This is a genomic window from Streptomyces flaveolus (assembly GCF_014648815.1).
Classification (GTDB): Bacteria; Actinomycetota; Actinomycetes; order Streptomycetales; family Streptomycetaceae; genus Streptomyces; species Streptomyces flaveolus.
Genome location: NZ_BMRV01000032.1, coordinates 1 through 12,709, shown reverse-complemented (window position 1 = coordinate 12,709; position 12,709 = coordinate 1). Strand labels below are relative to the sequence as shown.

Genomic DNA, 12,709 nt, shown 5'->3' with positions numbered 1-12,709 from the left:
GGGCGACGACCTTGAGGCCGCGCTTGAGCAGGCCGGGGATGACGCTGGCGTAGCTGGAGGCGTCGGCGAAGGCGCCGTGGACCAGGACGACGGTCGGCTGCGGGGGACGGGACATGATCGACTCGATTCTCTTGCCATGTGACGTGCTGTGTGGTGCTTGGTGAGGGCGAGGCAGTGCGCGGTGCGGACGATGCCTCTCGGCTGGACCGACCCGTCCGGTCAGCCGCTCCAGCCGTCCAGGAAGGCCAGCAGTTCGGCGTTGACCACCTCGGGCTTCTCCTCCTGACAGAGGTGGCCGCACTGCGGGATCGCGACACCGCGGACGTCACGGGCCATGCCCTTCCAGACGTCGAGGACGTCGTACGCCTGGCCGACGGCGCTGAAATCCTCGCCCCAGATCGTCAGCACCGGGCAGTCGATGGGCTGGTCCTCGTCCTCGCGGTCCTGGGCCACGTCCACGGGAGCGGCGCGGTAGTCCATGCACGAGCCGCGGACCGCTCCGGGCTGCTGGTAGGCACGGACGTAGACGTCGATCTCCTCGGGCGTCAGCATCTCCGGGTCGTACGACCAACCGCGGTAGAAGTGCGTCAGCCAGGTCTCTTCGTTGCCTGCGATCAGAGCCTCCGGCAGGTCCGGAACCTGGAGGAAGGTGAAGAACCAGTACCCCTGCCGCGCCATGGCCACGTCGTAGGTGTCGGCGATGACCCGGGTCGGGATGTTGTCCATGGCGACGAAACGGTCGATCCGGTCGCGGTGGTCCTTGGCGAACCGAGTGCCCACCCGGGCGCCCCGGTCGTGGCCGACGAGCGTGATCTTCTCGTGGCCGAGGTGGTCCATCAGGGCCAGGACGTCCCGTGCCATCGTGCGCTTGTCGTAGCCGGAGGCCGGCTTTTCGGTGTCTCCGTATCCGCGCAGATCAGGAGCGATGACGGTGTACTTCTCCGCGAGGACCGGAATCTGCTTGCGCCAGCCGTACCAGGTCTCGGGAAAGCCGTGCAGCAAATAGACGGGAGGGCCCTGGCCGGCACTGACCCAGTGCTGATTGATGCCGTTGAGCACCTTCGTGTGGTGCGTGATCTCCGTGGTGGCTGTCATGTCGACTCGCAAAGGTCGGAGGAACAGGCTGAGCGCTCGACTCTTACCGGGGCTGTCGGATTCCTGCGGCGGCGCGGGCAAGCACTATCGCCGCTCATACTGTGCGGATCGCCGGCAGGCGCCTTGTCCGACAGCGCACGCCGATGTGCGCTTCCGCGCTCTGTTCAGCCACCGGGCCGGGGATCGCGACGCTGTCGCTCGGTGACACCGCCTCAGATCCCGTACGGTTGATGCGGCGCGCCTCTGCGAACGTTCGGCACTCGGCCCGCGCCGGACAGCTGCGACAGACGGCGAGAGCACGCGCTTCCCTGCGCTTGCGGGCAGGTCCGCGCTCGCCTGGGGGAGAGAAGAACACCGAACTCTTCATGCCTCGGCAAGCGGCCTCGGCCCGCCACGCCCAGAGAGGCAACAGCGGCTTGGTGCGGAATGAAACGGCGGTACACGCGGGAGTCAGGGTGAGACACGGTGCCCCGAGTATGCCGCCCACCCGCAGCCCGTCGAACGGCCGGGCCGACACGGCCGAATGCGCAGGGGCCGTTCGTATCTCCATCTGGCCCTCCTGCGCGGTCGAAGCGGATCGAGCTGCAGCCTGAAAACCCGGACGCCGTCCCTCTCGCTCGTCGACGTCACGGTTCTTGCCTCTGGGTGACGGGCCGACCGCACATGCCAAAGGCCGTCCGTCGCCTCACGGCGTCGAGCGGCCCCAGGTGTGGGGTTTCGGGTCAGCCTTCGAAGACCTCACGCAGGCGGGCTTCCTGCTCCCGGTCGAGGTTCGAGCGGATGAGCGCCGCGTGTTCCGCCGGGAAAGCTTCCTTGACCCGGTCGAGGACCTCGTCCCGGGACAGCAGGAACAGCGCGGACGTACCGGGGGTCACCTGGGACTTCACCGAGTCGATGAAGTCGTCGTCGATGCCCACGTCGGTCAGCTTGCCGCCCAGCGCGCCGGCGGCGGCCCCCACCGCGGCACCCAGCAGCGGCATGAGGAAGATCAGGCCGAAGAGCAGCCCCCAGAACGAGCCGGACAGGGCGCCCGTCCCCACCAGGTCGGTGAGCTGCTTCGTCCGGGGCTTCTTGGCGCCCTCGGGCCAACTGACCGTGGCGGCGTCCACCACGGTGATCAGCTCCTGCTTCTGCAGCCCGAGCAGTGTCTGCTCCACCTGCTGCGCACTCTCCGGCGCGTCGAATTTCCAGACCGTCAGCGTGGCCATCATGACCCCTTTCCGTTCGCGGCTGTGCGTGTCCAGTAAAGATCCGTTCACGGCGATCCCCGAGGCTTACCCGACCTGGCGTGCGGTGTCAGCACAGATCGGGGCACGCAGAGGCAGGAAGCGTCGGTCACCGCCCGTTTCCCAGTCGGAGCAGGAGGGCACGCGCGTCGGCGAGGCGCTGCGGATCGGCCGCTGGAGCCAGCGCGACGCAGGCCTGGAGGACCTCGCGCGCCTCGCTCCTGCGTCCAGCGGCGATGAGCACCTCTCCGAGGTAGGTCAGATGCCGGCTCTCCGCCGCCTTGTCCGCGAGTTCCACGCAGTTGCGCACCGCAGCGCGCATGTGTGCGACGGCCTGCTCCCACTGTTCCAGCAGGGCGAAGCTGCGCCCGATGCCGGACGAGACACCTATGTGCGCCGATGCGGCGATGTGAGGCTCGATGGCGTGGCCGGCCTCCTCCAGAAACGCCAGTGTCTGCTGGAAGGCGGCGAGGGCCGCCGCACCGTCCTTCTCGACGAGCAGGATGTGTGATCGGCCGTGCCGGGCCTGCAGACTGCCGTGCACATCACCGGCTGAGGCGAACAGCTCCGCGGATCGACTGAAACAGTCGGCACCGTCCACCAGTTGGTGCAGGTTCCGGTGAGCCCAGCCCTGGTAGTAGTACGCCCACGCCTGTTGCAGCACATCGCCGGCCCGCACTGCCGTGGCGTGCGCCTGGGCGGAGACAGGCAGGCTGTCCGACGGACGCCGTTCGCACACGATGAGCGTCCAGGCGCAGTAGTTCAGGTGCGTCGCAAGAGCGACGTCGTCGTTGAGCGCCTCGGCGCTGGCCGCGGCCATCCTGAACACTTCGGGCCAGTGACCCCAGAAGATCCACTGGTCGGAGAACCAGTGCAGGGACTCCGCCACCTCGACCACCACAGCGTGATCGCCCCCCTCGGCCGCGGCGCGCAGGGCGGCCAGCCAATTGATGCCCTGGCTCTGCAGCCACTGGCGAGCGAGGTCGGGCGAGGACAGGTCCACCAGCCCCTGCCAGGACGACGGGGGAGCACCGTGGTGGGGTTCGAACCACCGCCCGGCGACGATGGTGGTCTCCAGCAGCCACCGGTACAGGTCGGCGCGCACGCCTTCCGCGCCGTCCTCGCCCTCCTCGGCCTCCAGGCGGCTGTGCGCGTAGAGACGGAGCAGATCGTGCAGCCGGAAGCGGTCACCGTTGATGTCGAGGAGGCCTGCCTCGACGAGTTCTTCCAGTACGTCCTCGGCCGACAGCAGGTCCTGACCGAGGAGATGTGCCGCGCAGGCAGCACCCGCGTCCGGACCGGGGACGACCGACAGCCTCCGGAACAACTTGGCGGCGTCCGGAGTGAGCTGCCGGTAGGAGAGATCGAAGGCCGCGGAGACCTTCCTGTCGCCGGCCACCAAGACGTCCAGCCGACGCTTGTCCACCGCGAGTCGGTCGGCCAGTCGACGCACGGTCCAGCCGGTACGGGCCGCCAGCCAGCTTCCGGCGATCCGCAAAGCCAGCGGCAGGTAACCGCACCTGGACGCCACCTCGCTCAGCGCGGAAGCCTCCCGCTGAGCGCGCTCCTCGCCGATCATGCCGCTGAGGAAGGCGATCGCCTCCTCGGGGGACAGCTCACCCAGACCTATGCGGTGGATGCCCTCGAGGCCGGTGAGCACCTTACGGCTGGTCACCAGGTACATACCCTTGCCCCGCCGTGGTAGGAGCGGAGCGACCTGGGCCTCGTCGCGCGCGTTGTCGAAGATCAGCAGGCCGCGCCGGTCGGAGAGAAGATGCTCGTACAGGTCTGCCTGTCCGGCGGGACCGGCCTCGACGATCTCCGTGTCCGCGACGTTGAACGCCTTGAGCACGCCCAGCATGATCTCCGTCGCGGGAGGCGGGTCCTCGTCCGTGCCGCGGAGGTCCAGCACCATCTGTCCGTCCGGGAAGTGATCCGCCAGCACTCGGGCCGCCTGCAGTGCCAGGGCGGTCTTACCCATTCCCGGTGGAGCGGACACGGCCACGACCGTGGGCCCTGATGCGCCCTCGGCTGTATCGGCAAGCGCCGTCTCCGTCGCCAGCGTGACCAGTGTGACCAGCTCGTGCCGCCGGCCGACGAAGTCTTCTATACCGCGCGGGAACGTGCGGATCGACACGGGAGCGGCGGACTCCGAGCGGTCCGACCGTGCCGCGGCGAGCAGTTCGTTGCGTGCCTCCTCGTCGAGGTCCAGGCCGGCGGCGAGGGCGGCTACCGTGCGTCGCTGCGGTGCGGCGCGCCGACCTCGTTCGAGGTCCCCGATGCCACGGACGCTCACCCCTGACACCTCGGCAAGATCCTGGATGGTCAGGAACCGGTCGGTTCGGAAGCGACGCAACAGTGTGCCGAACTGCTGCATCCCGGCACTCACCCTCGCACCTCTCTTCTTCGCCCGGTGAGCCGTGGTCCGGGCTTCGAGGGACGTTCGCAGTAGAACTGGGAGCGCTGGATCGAAAGCGCAGTCGGGCGGGGACCCGCCAGCTCAGCAGCAACCCTGACCTCTGCCGGAATTGCTCCGTTTGCGACTACGGTTGTGACGGTCGTCGTCACAGTAGGTCGGCCTCGACCAGGGAGAAGTCCCGTTCCGCTGCTTCGTCGGTGTCCAGGGCGTCGAGGCGGGAGGCTGCGTCCCGGGCACTTCCCGGGTCGGCGGAAGGCCCGAGGGCCACGACTCGCGCGAAGACGGCCCGGGCGTCCGCGGGGCGTCTCATGACGAGCAGCATGGTGCCCAGGCGGTACAGTCCGCGGCTCAGCAAGCCCGTATTGCCGCTGCTGCCGCTCAGTTCGACGGCGGTACGCAGGTGGAGAACGGCCTCCGCGGGCCTGCCCAGTTGCTCGAAGCAGTACGCCATGCCGCTGTGAATGCCGATGCGGGCGAAATCGACGGCATGTGGTTCCAGGTGGCCCTGCTCCTGCTCGATGTACTCCAGGGCCCGGTGGAAGGCGTCGATCGCCTCCTCCGCGTGGCCGGACTCGGAAAGTATCAGGGCGATCCCGTGCCGGGCGGTGAGGCCTCCTTCGGGATCGCCGACTACTTCGAAAAGGCGGCCTGCCCGGCTCATGTGATCGGCCGCCGCTCCGTACTCAGCGAGTTTGCGGTGAGCCCAGGCCGAGTAGAAGTGTGCCCACGCCTGCTGCCTCTCGTCGTCAGCGCCCCGGGCGAGGACCAGAGCTCGGCCGGAGTGGACGAGGCTGTCGCGGTAGCGCCCTTCGCAAGCCACGCGGGCCCACGCCAGGTAGTTGAGCTGGGTCGCGTGCAGAACCGGGTCGCCGATCCGCTCCGCACTGTCGGCCGCGGCGGCGAAGACCTCTGGCCAGTGGCCCCAGTAGATCCATTGGTCGGAGAACCAGTGCAGGGACTCGGCCACCTCGACGACTGTCGCGTGCCGGCCTTCCGCCGCAGCGACGCGCAGTGCCGCCAGCCAGTTCGCGCTCTCGTCCTGCAGCCACGCACGCCCCTTCTCCGCCGTCGACAGGTCGACGTCCCCCCTCCAGGAGTCCGGCGGCGCACCGAAGCCGGGCTCGTACCAGCGGCCCGCCATGATCGCGGTGTTGAGCAGCCAATTGTGCAGAGCCCTCTCGGCCCGCGCGACGCTCCCCGTGTCCTCTTCCGCGCGCAGCTTCTTCTCGGCGTGCATCCGCAACAGGTCGTGCATCCGGTAGCGGTCCCGGTCGACCACCAGCAGGCCCGCCTCCACCAGTTCTTCGAGGGAGTCCTCGGCGTCGAAGAGCCGTTGCCCGCACAGCCGTGCAGCTCCCGTGGCGGAGACGTCGGGACCGGGCACCAGGGCCAGCCGTCGGAACATGCCGGCAGCCGGTTTGCTGAGCTGGCGATAGGACAGGTCGAACGTCGCTGACATTCGGACGTCGGTTGCGACCATGCTGCCCCAGCACTCCGCCGTCGACACCAGCCGATCCGCGAGGCGGGCCCCCGGCCAGGTCCGACCCGTGGCCAGCCAGTTCCCCGCCAGGTGAAGGGCGAGCGGCAGGCGTCCGCAGAGCAGGGCGATACGCTCCAGTTCCGCCGGTGAATGCACTGGCCGCTCCGTGCCCGCCAGTGTCGTCAACAGAGCCGTGGCCTCTGGGCTGCTGAGGACGTCCAGCGGCATGCGGTGGACTCCTTCCAAGCCGGTGAGCATACGCCTGCTGGTGACGACCACCATGCCTTCGCCGGCGCCGGGCAGCAGGGGACGCACCTGTGCCTCGTCCCTGGCGTTGTCCAGCACGAGTATGAAGCGACGCTCTGCAAGAGTCTGCCGATAGAGGTGTATGTGTCCCTGCGGGCCCACGTTGAGCAGTTCACGGTCGGCCACCCGCAGAGCCCGCAGGATGCCGAGCATGAGTTCGATGGGTGTGGGCGCCTCGTCGTCCAGACCTCGCATGTCCACCGCGATCTGACCCTCCGGGAATCGGCTCGCGAGCCGGTGTGCGGCCTCCATCGCGAGCGTCGTCTTGCCGACACCCGGGGGACCGGACACCGCTACGACGACTGGCGCCGTACCGGCGGAGGGCGCGTCAGCTCTGCCACTGCGTGGCCGTCCTCCTGCGTGCAGCGTCGCCAGCTCGGTGAATCGGACCAGTTCCCGCTCTCTGCCGACGAAGTCGGGCGAGCCCTGTGGTATTGCCTGGACACCGACCGGGATGTACCCGTCGTCGCGTCCGGCTCGAGCTGCCCTCGTGAAGCGCTGCATCTCGGCTTCGGACAGCTTGAGGCCACGGGCCAGAGCGATGACCGTGCGCCGTCGCGGTGACGTACGGCGTCCGCGCTCCAGGTCACCGATGCCTCGGACGCTGACTCCGCTGGCCTCGGCCAGCCCTTCGAGGGTGAGTGACGCGGCTAGACGCAGCTCTCGGAGGAGGGAACCGAAAGCTGGCTGTTCTTCCGCGTTGGCTGGTTCCACGACTGTCATGCTTCTCGGCACCTCGCCACTGTCTGCTGACCAAGTTCCAACAGATGAAGTGGCATCAAGCGGCCCGTCGTCGCGCCGGCTGATGCACGCACAGGCTATGGCAAAGCGGTACGTCACCGGCGTACGGGAAGGCTGTGAAGCGGCAGGAGTTCACGCTCGTGCAACGAGCGATGCGCTCCTGGACAACAGGGCATCGCCGGTGGCGGCGTCAGACGTGCGTGGCTCAGTCGATCGGCTCGGCGAGGCGCGCGAGGCAGCCGTCGAGGTCGACGTGCATGCCTTCCGCCCCGGGAGCGACCAGGTCGTAGGTGTTGTGGAGGAACGCCGTCATGAGTGACGCCGAGAGTTCCAGCAGCGCGGCCCCCGTGCTGGAGCGGAGAACGATGCGCATGGTGTCCGGCAGACATCCGTGCCGCGGAAAGACCAGGACGTCGCCCACGCCCGCCGGCCTCCGCATTCCGTCGGCCAACAGCTCTCGGGCGAACACCCATTCGGCACTCTTCTTCGCCGGTGCTCCCAGGGACAGGCGCACGGCGTAGGGATCGTCCAGCTGGTACGAGAGCCGCGCGGACAGTGGCACCCGCCGGTCCTCCGCGACGCTGACGAGAGCGGTGACGGTCCGCATGACCGATGTGGGGTGCTGACTCATGGGGTCTCCCGACTGACGTGCCACGACCGGATGGTCGCTGCAGACCGTAGGACCGCCCGCCCGCCGCGCGTTACCGCTCAGCGCACGCACGATTGCCTCTCGACGAACTTCCCTGAGGAGGTGTGGCGGTCCGGTGGCCGGGTAGCAGAGGTCCCACGCGCCCCATGGTGTCCGATATTGCCTCTTCTGCCTCCTTAGTGCCTGGTGATCGTCGAGGCCGGCTGCTTGGCTTCGAGTGCGGGGACGCAGTCGCGAGGTCGCTTCCTGGCTCCCATCGCCGGGGAACGCGACGGAGCACGCCGCAGGCGGCCCTGACGTCGGCCTGCACCGCGACCGGTCGTCCGTCTCCGTCTTTGCCAAGTGGTTGAGAGAGGAAAACCGGATGAGCCCGGTATTGTCGACGTCCTCGGTGCCCGACGAACAGAAGGGCGCCTACTGGCGCGACGCCGTCGGTCGCCTGCTGATGCCCGTGAGCGTCGTCCCTCGCAAGGAGCATTCGTTCCGAGGGAAGATCGTCACAGATCGGATCGGCGGACTGCGGGTGACCACGGTGGAAGCCGACGCGCAGCAGGTGCGGCGGACGGCGGCGCACATCGAGCGCTCCCCGGGAGACTTCGTGGCCGTGGGTGTCCAGACGTCGGGCCGCACCGTTCTCGCGCAGAACGGACGCGAGGAGACCGCGAACCCCACCGACCTCTTCGTCTACCGCACTTCGCGTCCCAGCTTCATGAACCACCCCGAGCCCTTCTCCGTCCGCATGGTGTACATCCCCCGCCGTATGCTCGCGCTCACGGACGACGAGCTGAACGGCATGACCGGCAGGGTGATGACCACAGGCCGGGGCTGCGCCGCCGTCCTGAGGCCGTTCATCCTCACGGTGGTGGCTTCCGCGCCCAAATACCTGCCCTCCGCCTCGGGCGGACTGGCCAACACCCTCATCGACCTGTTCTCCACCCTGGTGGCGGAGCAGATAGAGGCCAAGGGCGACGGCGACGGCCGTAACCGCAACTTCCTCCTGGCCCGCGTCCGCGCGTTCATCGACCAGAACCTGGGCGACCCGGCCTTGTCCCCGGAGTCCGTGGCCAGGGCGCACAACATCTCGGTGCGCTATCTGCACCGTCTCTTCGAGGACGAGGGCATCACGGTCAGCCGGCTGATCCAGCGCCGCCGTCTGGAGGAGTGCGCCCGCGAACTGGCGCGGCGCAGCCGTAGCGCGCCCACCGTTTCCGCGATCGCCCAGCGTTGGGGCTTCGTCAATCCGACCCACTTCAGCCGCGCGTTCCGCGGCGCCTACGGTCTGTCGCCCCGCGAGTGGCGCAGCGTCCGCCTTCAGGCCTGGCGGGACGATGCTCCATCTCGGGTCGGCACCCTGAGGTAGTGGCTCGCGGGCTGCCGGGACCGCGACCAAGCCCGGGCAGCCCACGCACTCCCGCAAGGCGACGCCGAGCCCGTGGTCACCTGTGCTTACGTTCTCGCAGGACGACCACTACCACTGCCGCCAGCAGCGACAGCGCCGCCGACGCCACCAGCGCCACGTCGGCCCCCCGGGCTTGTGTCCCGGCCGACGCGACGAGCGCGATGGTGAGGGCCACTCCCGCGCATGAGCCGATGTAGCGGGCGCTCTGCTGCGCGCCTGACCCCATGGCGGCTCGTGCGGCCGGTACGGAGTCCACCGCGAGCGGGGGGAGCGCGGCGTTCAGCAGTCCGCTGCCCACACCCGCCAACACCAGCCCGGGCAGCAGCCGGTGCCAAGAGCCGGCGTCCATGGCACCCAGCATGGTGAGCACTCCGACGGCGTGCAGGACGAAGCCCAGGGCCAGCTGGTGACGGTGGGAGAGGCGACCCCCCAGATGACGCGCGAAGAGCGCCACCACGAAGGACAGCCCGGACCAGAGGAAGAACAGCCAGGCCGTGCCCAGAGGCGACAACCCCAGCGTCTGCTGTAACAAGGTCGGCAGAAAGCTGAACAGGCCGATCACCGCGAAGCCGGTGAAGAGCCCGCCGACGGAGGAGGCCAGGAAGAGCGGCCGGCGCAGCAGAGCCAGATCGATCATCGGGTTGCGCACCCGCCGCTCCACGAAGGCGAAAGCCGCCGTCAGCAGGGCCGCAGCCGCGAGCAGCAGGAGGACAGGCGATCTCAGCCAGCCCTCCCGGCCGAGAGTGAGCGCCGCGACCAGGGCGGTCAGCGCGGGTCCGAAGGTCGCCGCCCCGGCCAGGTCGGGCCGCCCGTGATGCGCGGAACGGGACTCCGACAGACCGCGCACGGAGAGCGCGGCCACGATCAGCGCGGCGACGCCCAGCACGGCGTACGACAGGCGCCAGGACGGCAGTGCCCCGGCCAGCAGCGGACCCGTCGCGATGCCGCCGCTGACGGACGCGCCCCAGAGGCCGCTCGCGTGTACGCGACCGCGTGGCGTGGTGTAGGCGTGCACGATCAGACCCAGGCTGCTCGCGAGGAGGGCAGCGCTGGCCGCCCCCTGCGCGACCCGGGCCAGGGTGAACAGCAGTGTGGAGTTCGTCAGCCCGCCCAGCGCAGTGGTGACTCCCAGGGCACCGGTTCCCCAGACGAATATGCGGCGCCGTCCGTAGTCGTCCGCGAGGCTTCCCGCGACCAGGAGCAGGGCGGCCAGACCCAGAGGGGCTCCGTTGAGCAGCCAGGCCTGGGCCGAGGGGACCGTGTGCAGATCGGCGGCGGTCCGTGCCAGCGTCACCATCGGGGCGGTGTACGTCATCAACGCCAGGGCGGTGGCCGCGCTCGTCAGAGCGAGAGTCGCACCTGGGCGTGGCCGTCGTGCCGACCGGGCCTCCGGGTGGCACGACGCGGTCGCGTGAGAAGCGTTCTCCTCGGCCCTGCGGGTGCCGGCCGTGTCGCTCATGAGCTGTCCGTTCGTGACCGGGCCGCACAGGGCCCGTGGATGTCGTCCGGCCTGGCCGGACCCGCCGCTTGCCTCTCAGGCCAGCGGTAGGAGGGACGCCTGCGCCGCGCGGGCGGAGGCGAGCAGGTGAGTGCTGACGACCAGCAGAGACAGACTGATCACTCCCAGGACGACGTACGCGCCCGTGACGGCGAACCCGTCCCAGGCGGCGTGCAGGGCGACCGCGACGGCGAACACTCCGGCGAAGACGATGACCCCGCGGCCGCGCCGCGCCCCCGTGGCCGCCGACCACAGCGCGGCGGAGGTCAGCCCGGTCCACGCCATGTGCGCGGCCGGACTCAGCACCCCTCGGACCACCAGCAGTCCGCTGACGGCCGACAGATCACCCCCGGAGTCCACGAGTGCCACGAACGCGTAGCCCATGGTCTCCAGGACGGCGAAACCGGCACCGGCGGCGACGCCGACGAGCAGCCCGTCCGCGGGGTGACGGTCCTCGACGGCGAGGAGCACCAGCACGGGCATCAAAAGCTTCGCGGCCTCCTCGATGAGGGCCACCGCGACGACCGGCAGCACCTGCATGACGAGCAGGGCCCGGTACTCCAGCACACCGGCCGTCGCGACCCCCAGCACTCCGCCGACGAGGGCGGTGACCCCTGCGGTTCCGGGGCCGATCCCGAAGTCCAGCCGTCGTCCGGCCACGAAGGTGACGAACGAGACGGGGACGACGGCGGCGCCCAGGAAGATCAGCGACGGCACCAGATTCGGATTGCCTGTCGAGATCAGGGCGACTCGCAGCAGCCAGAACAGGACGAGTCCGCTGCCGAGAACGGCGGCCCAGCTCCAGCGACGACCGGCGCCTACCAGGGGCCGGTCGGCCGGACGGCCGGCATCTGTGGGACTGGACACGGACACGGGTGACCTCCGCGGGCAGGTTCTGGACGGGGCTCGCGGCCGGCGCCGTCCGTCCGGCACCGGTCCGCTTCGTTCGCTCGGGGCCGCCGGCGCGGCGGCCGCCTTTCACGCATCGGGCGCGGACGGTTCTGGTCGCTCTCGGCCGCCCTGACATCGATCACGCCATATGCCTCGTGCGATGACGGTGAAGGGAAGGCGCGGAGTCAGGGGCGGGTCAGCCCAGCTGGTCGGCCCAGTCGGCCGGCACCCGGCCCGCCGGTCCGGGCACGGGCTGGTCGGCCGGGTGACTGTGCGGCGGTGCGAGCCGCGGTCCCGATTCGTAGAGCGTCGAGGTGTCGTAGTCCCAGAACCAGTCCTCGTCGGGTTCGAAGCTCTGGATGATCGGGTGGCCGCTGCCGCGGGCGTGTGCGGTGGCGTGTTTGGAGGGCGAATCGTCACAGCAACCGATGTGCCCGCAGGACGCGCACCGCCGCAGGTGGAACCACCACGCGCCGCTGGCCTCGCACTCCACGCAGCCGGTGCCGGTGGGCGGGACGGCGGGGTCGATGCCGTTGGATGTCGTCACTTTGTCTCCCTGGGGACAGAACTGGACCCGGCGGGCAGGCCGGGCGACAGGCTCGACGGCGAGAGGGGGGCCGCCCGGTCGCCTCTTCACGCAGGCGAAAGCAGCTGCACGCGCCGTCGAGCTGCGATCAGCGGGTGTGCAGGGCGGTGCGCAGGACGGTGACCGCCAGTGTGATCGCCGCGTCGGCGCCGTGGGTCTCGCGCAGCGCGTTGAGCATCACGAAGTCGTGGATGACCCCCTCAACGCGGACGGCGGTCACGGCGACACCGGCCTGGCGCAGCTTGGACGCGTACGCTTCGCCCTCGTCGCGCAGGACGTCGGCCTCGGCGGTGATGACGAGGGCCGGGGGCAGGCCGGTGAGCTGCTCGGTGGTGGCGCGCAGCGGCGAGGCGGTGATCTGGGCGCGCTCGGCCTCGTCGGTGGTGTACTGGTCCCAGAACCACTGCATGCCGTCGCGG

At 69.7% G+C, this 12,709-nt stretch carries 11 protein-coding genes and 1 pseudogene; 1 reads left to right on the top strand and 11 read right to left on the bottom strand.

Annotated features, from left to right (window positions below):
* From IEZ05_RS35940 to IEZ05_RS35910, 7 genes and pseudogenes are all read right to left on the bottom strand, one after another.
* A pseudogene (locus IEZ05_RS35940) lies at positions 1 to 115 on the bottom strand (alpha/beta hydrolase); the annotation flags it as partial.
* A gap of 104 nt (positions 116 to 219) precedes the next feature.
* A complete protein-coding gene (locus tag IEZ05_RS35935; RefSeq protein WP_189234527.1) occupies positions 220 to 1,095 on the bottom strand; it encodes an alpha/beta fold hydrolase in 876 nt (291 codons plus the stop codon).
* Between the two features lie 94 nt (positions 1,096 to 1,189).
* Positions 1,190 to 1,645 (bottom strand): WhiB family transcriptional regulator, encoded by a 456-nt coding sequence (locus tag IEZ05_RS37180; protein WP_373298918.1) that lies wholly within the window; start codon positions 1,643 to 1,645, stop codon positions 1,190 to 1,192.
* Positions 1,646 to 1,817: 172 nt separating this feature from the next.
* Positions 1,818 to 2,306 carry a DUF1269 domain-containing protein gene (locus IEZ05_RS35925; RefSeq protein ID WP_229870016.1) on the bottom strand — a complete coding sequence of 163 codons (489 nt, stop codon included), beginning with the start codon at positions 2,304 to 2,306 and terminating at the stop codon, positions 1,818 to 1,820.
* Between the two features lie 124 nt (positions 2,307 to 2,430).
* The gene (locus tag IEZ05_RS35920; RefSeq protein ID WP_229870015.1) at positions 2,431 to 4,710 is read right to left on the bottom strand and encodes an ATP-binding protein; all 2,280 of its coding nucleotides are present in this window, start codon (positions 4,708 to 4,710) and stop codon (positions 2,431 to 2,433) included.
* A gap of 175 nt (positions 4,711 to 4,885) precedes the next feature.
* Entirely contained in the window at positions 4,886 to 7,249 is a 2,364-nt protein-coding gene (locus IEZ05_RS35915) for an ATP-binding protein (protein ID WP_189234526.1), read from the bottom strand.
* A 223-nt stretch (positions 7,250 to 7,472) separates the two neighbouring features.
* Positions 7,473 to 7,898, bottom strand: a complete 426-nt coding sequence (locus IEZ05_RS35910) for an SsgA family sporulation/cell division regulator (protein ID WP_189234525.1) — start codon at positions 7,896 to 7,898, stop codon at positions 7,473 to 7,475.
* Between the two features lie 382 nt (positions 7,899 to 8,280).
* Here IEZ05_RS35910 and IEZ05_RS35905 point away from each other — a divergent pair, with 382 nt between their 5' ends.
* A complete protein-coding gene (locus IEZ05_RS35905) occupies positions 8,281 to 9,276 on the top strand; it encodes a helix-turn-helix domain-containing protein (protein ID WP_189234524.1) in 996 nt (331 codons plus the stop codon).
* 76 nt (positions 9,277 to 9,352) lie between these two features.
* On the opposite strand, the gene IEZ05_RS35900 is transcribed toward IEZ05_RS35905, so the two are convergent.
* From IEZ05_RS35900 to IEZ05_RS35885, 4 genes are all read right to left on the bottom strand, one after another.
* Entirely contained in the window at positions 9,353 to 10,660 is a 1,308-nt protein-coding gene (locus IEZ05_RS35900; protein WP_229870017.1) for an MFS transporter, read from the bottom strand.
* A 189-nt stretch (positions 10,661 to 10,849) separates the two neighbouring features.
* Positions 10,850 to 11,680: a PrsW family intramembrane metalloprotease gene (locus tag IEZ05_RS35895; RefSeq protein ID WP_229870014.1), complete on the bottom strand. Its 831-nt coding sequence runs from the start codon at positions 11,678 to 11,680 to the stop codon at positions 10,850 to 10,852.
* Positions 11,681 to 11,900: 220 nt separating this feature from the next.
* Entirely contained in the window at positions 11,901 to 12,251 is a 351-nt protein-coding gene (locus IEZ05_RS35890) for a UBP-type zinc finger domain-containing protein (RefSeq protein ID WP_189234522.1), read from the bottom strand.
* A 127-nt stretch (positions 12,252 to 12,378) separates the two neighbouring features.
* Positions 12,379 to 12,709, bottom strand: a 331-nt coding sequence (locus tag IEZ05_RS35885; protein ID WP_189234521.1) for an alpha/beta hydrolase fold domain-containing protein, incomplete at its 5' end; no start/stop codon positions are given.